Genomic DNA, 16,127 nt, shown 5'->3' on the forward strand with positions numbered 1-16,127 from the left:
AGCCTGGAGTAAAAATGGAACTTCACTGAAGTACATAAAAAATGACCCGGGGCAGGAAAGAGGGATATACGCAAATAAGCCCCTGAAAATTACACAAAAACCAGTGTTTTCCGGCAGGTATCCGAATTAAAGAGAGCATGCATCAAAAGCTGATACATGCTCTCTTATTGTACAGCATTGCATGAACGCAGATCTCCGTTCATCCCCTCCCGGTTATTATTCAATTATGGCAATGCTACGAGCGGAATGAATGGACTGCTACAATGCAGGATTAGCGGAATAATCTGCCCACAGCTGGTCAACAGTTTTAGTGGTCAGGCTTACCCAGGTATTGGCCGTGTAGGTCCTGTTACGTAATGCAGTGTTCAGATCTGTCACGATCGTGCTGCGTACGTGCAGTTCCAGCCAAACCAGAAAACGTGCGGTAACACGGTAGGCATCGGTATATGACTGGGAAGACGACCAGTTAGGCAGTGACCATCCGGCAGGGCCGTTATTCACGCCATACTTATAACGGACATAATCAGCAATACCCTCAGTCAGCCAACCGGGAGCGCCGCCGGTATATGCCTGTACCACGTGCATGATCTCATGCGTTACAACATCTACATCCTGCGGATGGCTATGGAACCATGCAGAACTGTAGGTAATGGTAGTACCGGAAGTATAGGCTACGCCGCTATAAGCGGGGTCTATCACGAACGTAACCGATTTAACGGCGCCGGTATTGAACCTGCTTACCAGCTGTGGATAAACACTAAAAAAAATGTCTACAAATTTCTGACGTACAGCGTCATCGAAGGTAGCATCCTTGTTGGTGATGGTCACTTTGTAACCATTACTGGTGTACACAACGGTGCCAACAGGTGTAGTGGCAGCGGCCGTCACATCGCCTGCGATGTTGGCTGTTTCATTGATGGCTTCTCTGGACGGGTCAGGAGTAAGGAGCTCAGATTTGCTACAGGCGGACAGTAAAAAGATACCAAGGGTACCAATAATCATGGAATAATTTAGCGAGTGTCTCATTTTGTGAGTGGGTTTACATAGGAGGCAGATGAACAGTGATCTCATAAAATTAAACGCAATAAGCGCCATTTTCGTACGTCTGTACCTCTACTGTATTTCCCGCTCACATTATTGAATGACAAACAAGGTTTTATACTTCAAGCGGCTCAGGGCTTTCCTGCAGTATCCGGCGGGTGTATTCCAGTCCTACGGTATAAATAGCGTCGAAACGTTTAAAATCGAACATACCGAAGCGCCCTAACTCCTGCGGCTCAATGAAGCGGCTGCACAGCAGTTGATTCTTCAATACCGGTTCGTGGATAGCCATGTGCAGGGTCCGCTCAATATTGGCCCGGAGGCCACTCGCAGGATTGTAAGGTGTGAGGGGATTGACGTGCACACCGATAATAGATGTATATTTTCCCAGCAAAGGTTCTACAGGCAGGTTTCCGGAAATGCCGCCATCCACATACGGAATGCCCTCAATGATCACCGGCGGGAACAGCATGGGGATGCTCGAAGCCGCCAGTATAGCGGGGATCAGGGAGCCTTTGTTGAAAATGGTCTGCTGTCCTGTAGAGAAGTTGGTAGCAGTGACATACAAAGGAATGGGCAATGATTCGAAAGTTGTATGGCGTAAGGTCTGTGTCAGTACCTTTTCCAGGAGCTTCAGGGACAGGAATCCGTTCTTCAGGTTCTTCCAGTCGACCGTCAGGCCCATTTTCGTATGCAGAAAGATCTCTCTTACCTCATCAGTAGTGTACCCATCACAGATGAAGGCTGCTGCTATAGAGCCGGCGCTGGTAGCTGCAATGGCTTCGGGAAAGATGTTGTGTTCTGCAAAGGCTTTTAATACACCAATGTGGGCATAACCACGGGCGCCACCACCGGATAGTACAAAGGGACGCTGTATAGGGACGTTCAACTCCTGATTCATGTGTCTAATATATATAAAGAAAGTAAAATCTACTATCTTTAATACCGATCAAATTTAACCCGATGAAAAAAATCCCACTGTTATGGGCAGCTGCGTTGGTCGCATATGCACTGCCGGGTTACACACAATCCACCACTACACCGCCTGCAAACAATGCGCCTTCTGCCCTGTGCATCACACATGCAAACCTGATAGATGTGAACAGCAATAAGACACTGGCAGATCAGACCATCGTTATTGAGCATGACCGTATACTGGCCACAGGATCTTCAAAGAAACTAAAGGTACCTGCCGGCGCTGTTGTTATAGATGCAACAGGCAAGTATGTTATGCCAGGCATGACGGATGCGCATATCCATTTCTTCCAGACCGGCGGCCTCTATACCCGGCCTGACGGCCTGAACCTCATGGCTGTATATCCTTATGAAAAGGACCAGCAGTGGGCGAAGGAACATCTGGCCGATATGATGGCCCGTTACCTCGCATGCGGTATTACTACTGTAGCAGATGTAGGCGGACCATTCAGCAACTTTGCCATCCGAGATAAAGTGAATGCCGATCCCCTGGCGACCAATGCCTGGGTAACAGGGCCGTTGATATCCACTTATCTTCCTCCTAACCTGGACAAGAAAGACCCTCCTATTGTGAAAGTCACCTCGCCGGAGGAGGCCCGGGAACTGGTACAGAAGCAATTGCCCTATAAACCTGACTTCATCAAGATCTGGTACATCGTAGTACCCGGTATGCCGGCTGAAAGTACTTTACCTATTGTAAAGGCCACAATAGATGAAAGTCATGCACACGGGCTAAAGGTAGCCGTACATGCTACCCAGTATGAAACCGCTAAACTGGCGGTTACCGCGGGCGCAGACATCCTGGTGCATAGTGTGGACGACAAGGTGCTGGACAATGAAATGCTGCAGTTACTGAAAAACAAGCATACGGTGTATATTCCTACCCTGACCGTCATGCATGGTTATAAACGGGCATTTACACAGCAATTCGATTTCCCCGCCCATGACCTGGCCTATGGGGATCCTTTTATGCTGGGCACATTGACAGACCTTCAGCATATCGACAAGAAAGTGACTGGCTTTGATTATAAGAGTTTACGCAGCCGACATGTCATTCCTTCAAAAGAAGATACCGTTATGCGTACTAACCTGCAACTGGCGCAACAGGCCGGTGTGAATGTAGTAGCAGGCACAGATGCAGGTAACATCGGTACACTGCATGCATCTTCCTTTTTTACTGAATTGCAGGCCATGCAACGGGCAGGATTGAGCAACCGGGAGATCATCCGTAGTGCGACTATCAATGCGGCAAAGGGTTTCGGAAAAGACGGGGATTATGGCAGTATAGAGAAAGGAAAGATTGCCGACCTGCTGATACTGGATAAAGACCCTGCACAGGATCTGAACGCACTGGCAGATGTACAAACTGTCATACACCGTGGCATACAACTACAGCCAAAGGAACTGTTGAAGCCTACGCCGGCAATACTGGTACAGCAACAGCTGAACGCTTATAACGCGAGGAATATTGAAGCCTTCCTGGCGCCGTATAGCGATAGCATTGCCATCTATGACCAGGCCAGCGGCAAATTGCTGATGCAGGGCAAAGAACAAATGCGCCAACGGTATGCAGGCATCTTTGACAGGACAAAAGAATTACACTGTCAGCTGGTGAACAGGATGCTGCTGGGTAATACCGTGATAGATCAGGAAAGCATAACAGGTATGGGGGAAAAGCCAGTTGAAGCGATCGCTGTTTATACTATTGAAAACGATAAGATCGTGAAGGTTGCCTTTATCCGTTAACTTATAAATATCCGGAACCTGAAAACGGTACCATGAGCAAACCAATGATCTTCTAACGCCAGGCGGTACTCGAATAAAAGGGGCTGAACGCAAAGATGATACACCTCCTTTCGTACGGATACCGCCTGGAACAGTTGAGTAACTTATAGAAAAAAAATTTAGTCGTTGATATGTCAGTCATTAACGCACGATGCGGATCAGATGCACAACAGGCGGATTCATCATCTTCAGTGTTGTTCGCGTACCCGCAATGGCTATCAGGGCGCCATACACCATTAAAACCTTATTGACGCCCAGCGAAGCAATTCCTAACAGCAGCCCGCCGATACGCCCTCCCGCCATCACGCTTTCGCCCGCATCCAGCCTCAGGGCTACATTCAGGCTGTAGAGGAACAGTACTGCCACAACTGCCAGCGCAATCATTGGCTTCTTAGCTGCCCTGAACCTGGTATAGGTATCTACCAGGTAGGAGGCGCCCGGTAAATGGTCTTTCAGGAAATCAAATACTTCCTGTCTCGTCGCCTCATCCTTAATTTGCAGGTGTTCTTCTGAATCTTTACCGAACATCACCTGGATATAATCATTCCCCTCCTGCAGGCGGATTTCCCTGATATAGTCTGCAGGAATACCAAAGAGGCCAGGCGCCGCAAAATTATTCATCTGCATGTCCCTGACTATATTGTCTATTTCATCCGGTTTAGGGTTTGCCTTGTACAATGTTCCATTTGCGAAAGCTATCAGTTTGTCCCCTTTGTTGTCGTAGTTTGTCCAATGCCTGGTCATAATGCCTGTTAAACAGGCAAGATAGATCACATTATTTTAATTATCAATATAACATATGTGTTAACAGGCGTTGGTGGCCGCAGCCGAGGCAGATAACGCTATGGAGGCACTTAAATCACTCATTACCAATACTTCTTCATAAAGCAGGACAATTGACCGCCGGTTGACCATACCGCTCAGGATGCAGTAAGACCGTTGTTATAAAATAGCGGGTCAACTGAATGGTGAGGAGTACTGATATTGAAAATATTTTTTGTATCTTTCAACGTTATACTTAATCAGCTATCCCTAACCAGACCTACATGAAAACTAAAATGCTATCACTGATAACAAGTGCTGTTATCACCTTTTTCTGTACGGGTTCCACGACCGTACTGGCGCAAAAAAAAGTGCTTAATCCGGGTACCTTTAACATTGAAAAGAATGGCGACGTTATTTCCTCTCACGATATCAGGGGAAATGCCACCATTGGTACCAGTAAAATGGCTATCATGAACCTGGAATGTACACTTCGCGATGGAAACAGGACATTGTCCATTAAATTTGATCTGAAGAAGATCGGGGAATTCAAACCTGTTACAGTTTCACTGGAGGAATCCACAGCTGACGATGGATCGGGCAACTTCGCACAATACCTGAACTATCCGAAAGATGAATCTGCAGAAACTGCAGATGATGCTACAGGTAAAGATGTGTCATGTAATGCACAAAAAGGTAGCTTCACCCTGACAGAGATCAGGTTTGATGATGTGAAAGCCTTCATCTCAGGTCATTTTGAGTTTACGGGCAGCAATGACATTGAATCAGGTACTGAAAAAACGATCAGCCTGAAAGGTACATTCAGCGGTGTACAGATCGTTTGTATGGGACCACATCCATAAATTGCTGAAAAATAATGCTGTTGTTGTGACGCTGCCGGAGCTCCTGATGCAGGGACCTGCTTTGTTGCATCCCGGCATCCTGCCGCTTTATTAGGGCACTGGCAATGATATTCGATGATGTGCAGCTTTTACCTGCGCCTCCATCCATAAGTCATTGAAAAAATAACACTGTTGTTTTCATTTGCCAGGTATCTGCTCACACAATAAAGCGTTGTTGGGCACAAACAATATGCTGATCATAACATGGGAGCAGGAATTATCAGAAAGGAAAACGAGCATCGGGAGCCTTCATTTATGCTGATACATCCCTTTCTTTATAATTCCTGCCCCGTCAGGCAGTAAAACAGGTTCTGCAGCTGATGTACATGCACGACGGGTTGCCCATACGGCACCAACAGTCCCGGGGCGGCAGCCAGGAACTGAAAGGCATAACCTTCGTCCCTCACATACACACTGTCATTGCGGTTATACTTATAGGAGTAAACATTTTCATCTTCTCCATGCGCCCTGTCTCCCCTTACAAATCCAAGGCTGCGCAGGTAGCCTGTGTCTAAAGACAGGGGATGTACATTGGCCAGCGACAACTTACTTTTGGGCAGTGTTGAACTATAGATGAAGCCATCCAGCATCCCCTCCACCTCAAACACCGTTTCATTCATATACAGATCATAATACCATACCAGGTTGCCCGGACGCACATCGTTTGCTTCGATCATAATACAATAATTCTCCTGCAAGTATAACGGTATATTCCTATTATTTGACCTTTACACTGCCCTCAATTTAGTATATTTGAAAGGACAGCGCCCTTATGCCTGGACATTCCACGTTATAGTGTCAACAACTTTTCAGTCGCTTTTTTTTATAAACTCAAAATAACCTGGTAACTATGAAAAGCCTTTACTTGTCAGCATTGCTGCTGGCTGCAAGTGCATTAGAACTGCACGCACAAACGCCCGTTCCCGTTGGCGCCGGAAGTTATGCCTCATTTCCGCCGGCTACAGAAAACACCGTCGATAACAACAAAGATGGTCTGGGAGATCTGTATCAGTTTGTATATGACCGGCCCATTTATGTTGCAGCCGATAAACTGAACAAGCCCATTCCAACCAACGACTGGTGGACAGACCTGGTAGTATCGCAGTATGGCGGCATGATGTGGGCCTATCCACTGGCGGCCGATCCGGAAGATTACGGCGTTAAAATGTATTACCCGAACAGCTTTGTGGCAGATGGTTCCAACATTGCTTACGGCGGTAGTATGATGATCAGGGCCGCAGGATATACTCCTTCCAGGGCCATTGCAAAAGACTGGTCAGACTGGGGAGTGGTCATGTCATTGCCTGACAGCGTTCATAACAGGAACATGGATGTAACAATGGTGCATGGTATTCCTTTTATGTGGCTGGAAACACAGGGTATTAACCCGGAGTTTTCCTTTGAGAAAGGCGCTTCCTATCTCACCCAAAGTGGCGCGGCCGTACAATTTCCTACCACGGGATCTTTTGTGATACAAACTGATGGCCGCTATTTTGGCGTTCATCTTAACGGTTCGAATACAGCAGCTCTACAGGGACAACAATATGTGAGTATTGACCTTGGTACTGTACAAAGCATCACCAAAGTGAAACTAAACTGGGAAACAGCGTTCGCAAAAGGATACTCCATACAGGTATCGGGCAATGGCAGCACCTGGAGCACCGTCGCTTCTGAGGCAAATGGCAATGGCGGACTTGATAGTCTAAGCATTAATACTACTGCCAGATATGTGAAACTGGCGCTCGCAGAAAAAGGTACTATCTATGCCTACTCTCTATGGGAAATGGAGGTATACAACGGCAACACGCTGCTTTCCGGGAACAAACCCGTAGAGGTATCTTCCGTACAGGGCGCATTTACCGGCAACAATGTCAATGACGGCAATACCGGTACCCGCTGGGCGTCTGACGGCAACCAGGCAGAGCGGCTGGTGCTGAACACCAATAATGGTAACGCTTACTTTGTCATTTCTGCACTCCCCTCTCCCGCCGACCTGGGGACCTATGAAAACTATGCATTTAACAAACCATCCAATACGACCGTAACATACGACTATGACGCAGCCCTGGGCAAAGTGTATGTGAACTGGAATATCACCACCGTCAACCTGAAAGGACAGACCGCCGGCAACACCATACAAGGTTTCCTGCCTCACCTGTATCAGAACGCGGCAAATAATATTGCCTTCACTGCGGTTAATTATGTAACGCCGAGAGGATCCATGAAAACAGCAATAGGAAAGTCGTTCTCTTTTACCTACGATTTCAACGGCATATTGCCTACCTACAATGCCCCTTACAGGAACGCAGCGGACGCTAATCCATATGATGCCAATGTGCTGTTTGACCTGCTGACCAGATTCGCCAAGAAACAGGGTTATGGTGGAGATACCTACTGGGGTGGTAAAGACCTGGTGAACTATGCCAAGTATACCCTGATGGCCAAAGAACTGAATCATCAGGCATACCAGTCATTGAAAGCGAAAACACGGGAGGCACTGGTGAACTGGCTCACCTATACGCCTGGTGAACAGGAAAAATTCTTCGCCCGCTATGATCGCTGGGGCGCTATAGTCGGTTTTAATGAATCATACGGTTCTTCCGAGTTTACCGACAACCATTTCCACTATGGTTACCTCATCTATGCCTGTGCGCTTTATGGCATGACCGATCCTGACTTCCTGACCCAGTATGGCCCCATGATCAAACTGGTGGCTAAACAATATGCCAACTGGGATAAAACAGATAATTTCCTGCCTTCATTCAGAACTTTTGACCCCTGGATAGGGCACAGTTACGCCGGCGGCACCAGTTCCTCTACCGGCAACAACCAGGAGTCTACATCTGAAGCCATGCAATCGTGGATAGGTTTATTCCTGTTGGGAGATATGCTGAACGATGAAGCTATCCGCGACGCAGGTGCATTCGGTTATATCAGTGAATCTTACGCCACACTGGAATACTGGTTTGACTGGAAGAACAGGAACCTGCCCCCAGTATATCCGCATAATGTAGTGGGCATCCTCTCTAATCAGGGTTTTGCCTATGGCACTTATTTCAGCGCCAGCCCTGTACACATACACGGCATACAATACCTGCCTGTAAATCCCGGCTTTAAATACCTGGCAAGAGATACGGCCTGGGCAAGACGGGAATACAATGATATGCTGGCAGAATCCGCAGCAATAGACGGACATACCAATGAAACACAGTTTGGCGACGACTGGGCGCATGTAGCACTGGGCTTTAAATACCTGTCCGATCCTAAGTATGCGGCTGCCTTTATGGCCAACAACCTCTTGCTTCCTGTTACCGACAACCGTTATGTCATGGATTATGAGGTGGCGGGCATGACTTATTTCTATACACATGCCAACCAGAACCTGGGCTATTTTTCGTTTAACTTCCGTACTAACTTCCCTTCCAGCAGCGTGTTTGAAAAGAACGGGGCATTCAGCTATGCGGTGGCATATAATCCAGGCGCCAGTGCCAGGACATGTAATGTATATAACAACGCAGGCGTAGTGGTGGCATCTTTTAATGTGCCTGCCAGAACGCTGGTTACGTATCCCACATTGCCGGCCAACGGACAACAGCCCAGCGGCTGTTACGGACTGTTGCCATCTACCGCTACCGCTTCAAGCGGCAATGCAGCAGCGGCTATTGATGGCAATCCGGGCTCCCGCTGGGAAAGCGCTTTCACAGATCCGCAACAGCTCACGGTCGACCTGGGCGTTGTGTCTGCTGTGAACAAGATCACCATCACATGGGAAGTGGCAAATGCAAAAGACTATACCCTGACCGGGTCTGTAGACGGTAATACCTGGCTGCCTATTGCGACGAAGACCAATATGCCTTCCGGCAACAGAACGGATATCATAGACAACCTGAATGCCAGTTACCGCTATATCCGTATGACCGGTACCGCCAGAAATACACAATGGGGATATTCTATCTACGAGTTTGAGGTATGTGGCACTGCCGGCGCTGCAACTGCTCTTGCAATATCCGGCCCCTCGCTGGCAATGAAAGCTGGCGGTACAAACGCTCAACAGGCATTCCTCTATCCGAATCCTGCTAAAAACTGGGTGAAGATACAGTCTGAAGGCAGTGGTCTGTTCTCGATAAGTGACCTGACGGGCAGAGTGATAAAGCATGGAAAACTGGAGGCAGGCGCCAATGTAATCAATATCGGTAGTATACCTGATGGTGTTTACTTTGTTAAGTTCAATGCGCAGGTTTTCAAATTAGTGATCTCCAACAGGTAGATCCTGCTGATAATAAAACAGGCTGTCCTCCCTGTGAAGTGCCCCAAAAGTCAGACTCTTTTGGGGCTTCACCTTAAAGGAGGACAGCCTTCTTTTATTCTGAACGGATAGTTACAATCAGGAGCGGGCAGACATTACCGGCGCTTCCGCAAATGGCTTAAGATCAGCTTTCAGCTGCTCGATGACATCCACAAATTTGTCGGCCACCAGCTTGAAGCCTGCATTGGTAGGATGTATTTCATCATACCAGCTGCCCCGGTCTACGATCTCCCTTACATTGATGTAATAAACCACTCCAGGGAAAGCTGCGGTGACTTTTTCCAGGCGTTTGTTGAATTCATCTACCATAAAACGGATCAGGGATTCTCTCACCGCCTGCTGATGAATATTCTTCCGGATCATGTACTTACCCAGCCAGCTGGTCTTACGGGGATAGAGGTCTGTATCGACCGGTATGATATAATCGTAACTATGCACCAGCATACGCAGGTTAGGAAACCTGTTATGCAGCTCAGTGAACATATCGGTATACCACGTTTCCAGGCGGTCCAGTTTATCGAAGAAGGTCTTATTAAGATAGCGTGCCGGCGTCATATCGTCTTCTGCGGGCGTATCGCGCAAAGAACCCTGGAACTGCTCTCCCAGTATATCATTACCGCCACCGCTGACCAGGAAGATCTGCGCTTCCTCCTCTTTGATCCCTTTCAGGTATTCCCGGTCCTTCATGTAGTTCTCCAGCGTATCTCCTGCTTCAGCAAAGCTGCGGATCGCATAGAGCTTGTACAGATGGTCAATGGTATCGAGCACACGGATAGGATACTGGAACCAGGAATCCCCTTCTGCAACGATCCTTAACCTGTTTGTTTCTTTCAGGCGTCTGTATAATCTCCTGCGCTGCCGGCTCTCTATTGCGTTGGCTGCCCACAGTACCACATCTCCCCAGAGCCCTTTTTCACCTTCCGGGACCTTGATCTCCGGTTTCAGCTTCAGGCGGGTAGGTTGCCCGTTTTCGTCCGTTACCAGATCATAATACAGTCCGGCGGCATAATAAGCCGTCTCGTCGTATTCCATCAGTTCCCTGAGCGTTTTACGGTCTATGTTGTTGAAATCCGGGTTGTTGAAGACGAGGTATAAGGTCTGGGTGATCCAGCCTTTAAATTCTGCTGGAGTATCATTATCGTCCATGACTGCCGCCCTGGCAATCTCGGTTCGGCCCCTTACCAATCCCTTTTCGCGATCGGCCAGCACATAAGGAGCCGCCAGGTTACCCAGGGAAAGCGCCTTTACATTGAACTCGTCTGTACTGACAATAAGCTTCAGCGTTTCCATGCTTAATGGCCAGTTATATTCCCTTACGAAATCGTCCTGGCGTATAATGATCCTGTCTTTGCCTTTCCGGGCCAGCACAATCTCTTTTCCAGGATCCAGCAGCCAGGGTGATTGTGACAGGTAATCGAGGTAACTGCTGAACTGGATACCCAGGTACAGGGCCGCTACATATACCGGCTGTTGTGTAGTATTGGTGAGCTTTATTTCCATGGCGCCGTTCCAGCCGCCCTGACCAGGCTCAAAATCAAAGGTGGCGGTTCCGCTACCGGTGTTGATGCTTTTCCTGCTGTCATCAGGATAGATCCTGGTAACATCTATCTGTACCGGCTTTTCAGGGAAGCCTTCGGGGATAACGCTGTTCTGCAGCTGCCTGATAAAGTGCCACTGAGAGATGTGTTTCAGGGTTTCCACCAGTTCAACATCGCCCTTCTCTTTTGTCAGATCCAGCGGGCGCACTACCGGCCGGTAAGGATCATTGGCCCGGGTAATCACCGCTTCACCTGCCCTGATATGTAGTGTATAGTCGGCAGTGTGGCCATTTTCCGCAACACCCGACTGGAATTCAAAATGACCTCCAGCCTTGCTCTCAATATCGTCCAGCAGCCGGGCCATTTCTGCAGGATTGCCGTTGCTGTTGTTTAGCTCCAGCAATATTTTCCCACTCATCAGTCCCTCTGCAAATACCTTATGGGCTTTAGCCTGGTCGGGCGCGCCGTCAATGGTAATGCCACTGTAGTCAATGAACACACTGTCTATGCCGGCATTCCATTTCTGGCTGGCATCAGTGGCATTTACAATAGTCAGCTTCGTGTTTTTATCCACACCATGGATAGCTCCTATATTCAGCTGCCAGCCATTTTTACCGTAAGTAGCTTCAGCAATGGTGACATTGTCGCTAAGGCTGCGATTCAGGAAACCGGTATAGAGCAGCCTGTCAGTATCGCCTGATACATAGATGCGTGGCGTCTGTTCAAAACTGAAACGCAGGTACTGCCTGATCCTGCTACCCAGGTCGTTGTAGGAAACATTGCCTGTGCAGGCGTCCAGAGCGCCCAGCAGTTTTTTGGTGAATACCCCTTCCCCGTTCACTTCAACGGCAGACTGATTACTTTCGCAGGCAGCCATCTGGATATGGACGCCCTCAGGCAGGAATTCGTCCACCTTCTTGTCTTTGATGTCTTCTTCTTTGATCTCAGTACTGAACACGAATTCGCTCCATTCACGTTGCGGGAAAGCGCCGGAGTAACGTGTTTTGTCGTAGATCATGCGTTTGATCACCTTGTCTTTGCTGAAGGCGGCATTGATCAGCTGACCACGGGTATTATCGCCGGAGTGACAGCAGTCGAAGATCACGACGATGTGCGCGCCCGTCTTTTCATACAGTTTAGCGATCATGTAGCGCAGCTCCTTGTCTGTCAGCAGGAACTCAGCTGCTTTGCTGGTCCCGCCGTCGTAACACACGATACATTCCAGTTTGCCGTCTGTCTCATCCCACAGCGGAGCGGCGTCTTCCTGTGTGCCATGACCTGAAAAATAGAACAGGATAGTATCTTCTTTCTTTGCCCGTCCCAGGTGCTCTTCAAATGCTTTCACCACATTGGACCTTGTTACCTCAGCGTCTGTTATCTTTTTGATCTTACAATCAAACACTGTACGGTTCTTCAGGTAGTCTTCCACCTGCTGCAGGTCGTGCAGGCAACCGCTTAGTTTACGCACCTGGTCATATTCGTTGATACCTGCCAGCAGGGCATATACTTTTCCACTGGAGGGCGCCAGCTCTTTTGCGGTACCGTCTTCATAGTCGTTGGGATTATATCCTTCATTGTCAGTTGCTTCGGGTGCACCTTCTTCACTACTGCTCTCATCAACAAACTGCGCAGCGATACCGCCTTCGGTGGTCAGTCCGATAGACAGTTCACGGGAGGCAAAGTTCAATGAACGTACAGTAGCTACCGGGGTAAATTCAGTAGCAGTAACCCCATTGATCAGGGTGTCCCAGTCAAAGGCAGGCCCGATGTCCCATTTACCGGAGGGGCGGTAATTGATGTGAGACACGATGCCTTTGAACGTCAGTACTTCATCGGTCGTTATGTATCTTTTATCTTCCGGCAGGAACTGGCGGGGAATATTATATTTAGCGGTCAGATACCTGAGCAGGATGATCGTGCTTTCGATCTGTTCCTGTGTATAGGAAGCATAATAGGATTGCTCCCTGAAAGGTTTGTCGATCTTCAGGTAAGCGGCGGTATTGCTTAATGAACAATACTCGTCAACGGGGCCGGGCTTACCATTTTGGGGCGCACGTGAGTAAATGGTTTCCAAATTCCCGTCGCGGGGAACGAGATACGCGTAATTAGAAAGCTCGATGCCGATAGTGACCTTATCCTGCGCATTGTTTGTACCCTGATTTCCAAGTCCGGGCCCCAGATGGCCTGACCAGTTACCTGAAGGGAATAACTGGTAGATGGTGCCATCCCTGGCAATGACAAAAGGTACGGAGACGTGTCTTCCCTGGGTGGTCAGGCTCTGCATATCGGACTTCAGATTGCCGGCCGTAAAATGTAGTACTATCCTTTCCTTCGTATGCGTGTCCGGATAGAAATAATTGCTGCGGTCTGGCTTGTACAATTGTCCTTTAAGGATCAGCTGTTCATCAGGAACCTGCAGGGAAAATGGCGTCAGGAATGGAGCCGCTTCACTCCTGAAACGAGCTTCGATCTGGGGTAAAGAATCGTATCTCATGTAGAGTCTGAATTTAAATATTGGGGTATTAATAAAATCAGTTGATGGTACTTATCTCAGGCTATTGCGCCGTGTAACGTGTGATGTTTTAAATAAACGATTTTTCAATTTAGCAACAAACTGCGTTGTCTATTCCCAAATGTATGAAATTAAGTTCATAATCAGCACCTTACCATCATTTTCCACGATTCGCCTATGGCCGGGCTTGTATATTTATTTACCCCCTTTTTATCTACAAGTCTACAGTAACATACCATTTCATTTCAATAGTTAAATATTCCGGAGGTATAATGATTTGGTATATAACAATATTGACCTAACAACTCAAATAAGCAGGATTTTAGTGATAAGGGATATTTATTAATTCCTCTTTAAAATTCTCAGTCATGAAAAAGCATCTTGTAACACTCAGCCTGCTCATCGCATCTGGTGTGTTTGTTTATTTCCAAAGCCTGCCTGCCCCATCTTTTGCTGCCAGGACTGGTACGGATAAATCATACACTACTTATAACGATCAATTCAGACAGGACACCACGCCTCGTTCTGACACTTCCAAATATAAGATGAAGATGAAGCATAAAATGAAGAAAGACAGTACCTGGCGTAAAGACAGCATTCCCCAGTAAGACCAGACCAATATAAAGCCTTTTGCCCTGTGCAGAAGGCTTTTTTGCTTTATCACTTATCCTGTGCGTTTCGTCACATTTGTCCCATCTGCATCGCGTTCTTCCTTAGTATTGCGATCAAATCGACACCACTATGAGACGCATATTTTTCCTCTCTGTCATCGTGCTGAGCGGGACATTTTCCTTAGCACAGAACAGGCTCGGGAATCTGAATACCTTTTTTAACAACATTGCGAGAGAGGAAAACATGAACGGGAATATATTCCTGGCTGAGAACGGACGGCCCGTTTATGTAAGGTCTTTCGGTTATGCAGACTTTCCGTCCGCCACCCAAAATGACATCAACGTACGCTATAACCTGGCTTCCATATCTAAAATTTTCACATCGACAGCTATTCTCCAGTTAAAGGAAAAAGGAATGCTCCGGTTAGAAGATACCTTTCAGCATTACTTCCCGGCATTCCCATATTCTGGTATTACGATCAGGCATTTGCTGACGCACACTTCCGGCCTGCCTGACCTGGAACTGTATGAGCCCCTTGTAAAACAGTTTCCGGATACCATTATTACGAATGAGATTATTATTCCCACACTGGTAAAGGAAGGCAAAGCACTGTATTTCCAGCCAGGCGATAAATTCAGTTACTGCAATGTAAACTATTGCCTGCTGGCTATGCTGGTGGAAAAGCTCAGCGGCCTCTCGTACAGCGCATATCTTCAGCAATATATTTTTGGGCCGGCCAGGATGTTGCTGACCTATTGTGTAAAGACATCCTATCAGCAATCACAGCGGGGAATAGCCACGCCGAATGTATGGGCCGCGTACTATGACACAACGTACACGCCTGTTTTCCAGGTACAACGTTATCGCTATACCAGTTACAATAACAGCGCCCCTGCGGGTGCATCCAATATCATCACCAATACCAGCGATCTGCAACGGTTTGACCGGGCTTTCTTCGACGGCAAATTATTAAGTGCTGCCTCCATAGCAGAAGCATTGACACCTGTCCGCCTCAATAGTGGTGAAATTTACTGGGACCATATGGATACCATGCTGGGGGAAGGCAAAGGCAGTTACGGCCTTGGCTGGGAGATCTTTGAGCAACCCGGATATGGGAGATCTGTGGGACATGGCGGCTTCCAGTTTGGCTTAGCCACCTTTTATTTCAGGAACATTGACAGGAAGCAAACCATTATAGCATTCGATAATGTTGCAGGGCCAGCCTTCGGAAATGTAATTACATCGGCCTTCTACATCATGAATCATCAGCCGCCCTTACAGCTGAAAATAAAGTCGTCCCTTGTGAGGTTGTTTGCGCGTACCATGGTAGGGTACGGTGTGGATGAAGCCCGGAACTGTCTTACTTTACTAAAAAGCGACACCGCTAAATACTATCTCAGCGAACAGGAGATGAACCAGCTGGGCTATGAGTTGTTGTACTTCTCTTCATTCCCTGACCATTTGCAATTTGCAATAGCCACCTTTAAGATCAATATGCAGCTGTTTCCCGAAAGCTATAACACATACGACAGTTATGCGGAAGCGCTTGCACAGGCGGGCAAAAAACAGGAAGCCATCCTTATGTATCAGAAGTCCATTGCGTTAAACCCGGACAACCAGGGCGGCATAAAAGCGTTGAAACAGTTACTCAGCCAGCTGTAGCGACTTATCCGTCCTGTTATGTAAATAGTGTG

Annotated in this window: 10 protein-coding genes; 5 read left to right on the plus strand and 5 right to left on the minus strand. The window is 47.8% G+C overall.

The window, feature by feature from the left end:
- Positions 1–258: 258 nt before the first annotated feature.
- Positions 259–1,026, minus strand: coding sequence for a basic secretory family protein (locus MYF79_RS25805; protein WP_247810768.1), 768 nt, complete (start codon positions 1,024–1,026; stop codon positions 259–261).
- A gap of 130 nt (positions 1,027–1,156) precedes the next feature.
- Positions 1,157–1,942, minus strand: a complete 786-nt coding sequence (locus MYF79_RS25810; RefSeq protein WP_247810769.1) for a patatin-like phospholipase family protein — start codon at positions 1,940–1,942, stop codon at positions 1,157–1,159.
- A gap of 62 nt (positions 1,943–2,004) precedes the next feature.
- Here MYF79_RS25810 and MYF79_RS25815 point away from each other — a divergent pair, with 62 nt between their 5' ends.
- On the plus strand, positions 2,005–3,762 hold the full coding sequence (locus MYF79_RS25815) for an amidohydrolase family protein (protein WP_247810770.1): 1,758 nt from the start codon (positions 2,005–2,007) through the stop codon (positions 3,760–3,762).
- 180 nt (positions 3,763–3,942) lie between these two features.
- Here the strand turns inward: MYF79_RS25815 and MYF79_RS25820 are convergent, their stop codons facing one another.
- On the minus strand, positions 3,943–4,545 hold the full coding sequence (locus tag MYF79_RS25820) for a hypothetical protein (protein WP_247810771.1): 603 nt from the start codon (positions 4,543–4,545) through the stop codon (positions 3,943–3,945).
- A gap of 302 nt (positions 4,546–4,847) precedes the next feature.
- On the opposite strand from MYF79_RS25820, the gene MYF79_RS25825 reads away from it, so the two are divergent.
- Positions 4,848–5,426, plus strand: coding sequence for a hypothetical protein (locus MYF79_RS25825; protein ID WP_247810772.1), 579 nt, complete (start codon positions 4,848–4,850; stop codon positions 5,424–5,426).
- Positions 5,427–5,740: 314 nt separating this feature from the next.
- Here MYF79_RS25825 and MYF79_RS25830 read toward each other — a convergent pair whose 3' ends face one another.
- Entirely contained in the window at positions 5,741–6,142 is a 402-nt protein-coding gene (locus MYF79_RS25830) for a hypothetical protein (RefSeq protein ID WP_247810773.1), read from the minus strand.
- Positions 6,143–6,315: 173 nt separating this feature from the next.
- Here MYF79_RS25830 and MYF79_RS25835 point away from each other — a divergent pair, with 173 nt between their 5' ends.
- Positions 6,316–9,732, plus strand: coding sequence for a glycosyl hydrolase (locus MYF79_RS25835; RefSeq protein ID WP_247810774.1), 3,417 nt, complete (start codon positions 6,316–6,318; stop codon positions 9,730–9,732).
- A 117-nt stretch (positions 9,733–9,849) separates the two neighbouring features.
- Here MYF79_RS25835 and MYF79_RS25840 read toward each other — a convergent pair whose 3' ends face one another.
- A complete protein-coding gene (locus MYF79_RS25840) occupies positions 9,850–13,803 on the minus strand; it encodes a caspase family protein (protein WP_247810775.1) in 3,954 nt (1,317 codons plus the stop codon).
- A 386-nt stretch (positions 13,804–14,189) separates the two neighbouring features.
- Here MYF79_RS25840 and MYF79_RS25845 point away from each other — a divergent pair, with 386 nt between their 5' ends.
- Positions 14,190–14,429, plus strand: a complete 240-nt coding sequence (locus tag MYF79_RS25845) for a hypothetical protein (protein ID WP_247810776.1) — start codon at positions 14,190–14,192, stop codon at positions 14,427–14,429.
- 133 nt (positions 14,430–14,562) lie between these two features.
- Positions 14,563–16,095 (plus strand): serine hydrolase domain-containing protein, encoded by a 1,533-nt coding sequence (locus MYF79_RS25850; RefSeq protein ID WP_247810777.1) that lies wholly within the window; start codon positions 14,563–14,565, stop codon positions 16,093–16,095.
- The last annotated feature ends 32 nt before the right edge of the window (positions 16,096–16,127 follow it).

Source organism: Chitinophaga filiformis, from assembly GCF_023100805.1.
Taxonomy (GTDB): Bacteria; Bacteroidota; Bacteroidia; order Chitinophagales; family Chitinophagaceae; genus Chitinophaga; species Chitinophaga filiformis_B.

Bases quoted from the DNA above. Each gene is read 5' to 3' on its own strand.
- MYF79_RS25845 (WP_247810776.1), top strand. From the start codon at position 14,190: ATGAAAAAGCATCTTGTAACACTCAGCCTGCTCATCGCATCTGGTGTG.
- MYF79_RS25810 (WP_247810769.1), bottom strand. From the start codon at position 1,942: ATGAATCAGGAGTTGAACGTCCCTATACAGCGTCCCTTTGTACTATCC.
- MYF79_RS25825 (WP_247810772.1), top strand. From the start codon at position 4,848: ATGAAAACTAAAATGCTATCACTGATAACAAGTGCTGTTATCACCTTT.
- MYF79_RS25820 (WP_247810771.1), bottom strand. From the start codon at position 4,545: ATGACCAGGCATTGGACAAACTACGACAACAAAGGGGACAAACTGATA.
- MYF79_RS25840 (WP_247810775.1), bottom strand. From the start codon at position 13,803: ATGAGATACGATTCTTTACCCCAGATCGAAGCTCGTTTCAGGAGTGAA.
- MYF79_RS25850 (WP_247810777.1), top strand. From the start codon at position 14,563: ATGAGACGCATATTTTTCCTCTCTGTCATCGTGCTGAGCGGGACATTT.
- MYF79_RS25835 (WP_247810774.1), top strand. From the start codon at position 6,316: ATGAAAAGCCTTTACTTGTCAGCATTGCTGCTGGCTGCAAGTGCATTA.
- MYF79_RS25805 (WP_247810768.1), bottom strand. From the start codon at position 1,026: ATGAGACACTCGCTAAATTATTCCATGATTATTGGTACCCTTGGTATC.
- MYF79_RS25830 (WP_247810773.1), bottom strand. From the start codon at position 6,142: ATGATCGAAGCAAACGATGTGCGTCCGGGCAACCTGGTATGGTATTAT.
- MYF79_RS25815 (WP_247810770.1), top strand. From the start codon at position 2,005: ATGAAAAAAATCCCACTGTTATGGGCAGCTGCGTTGGTCGCATATGCA.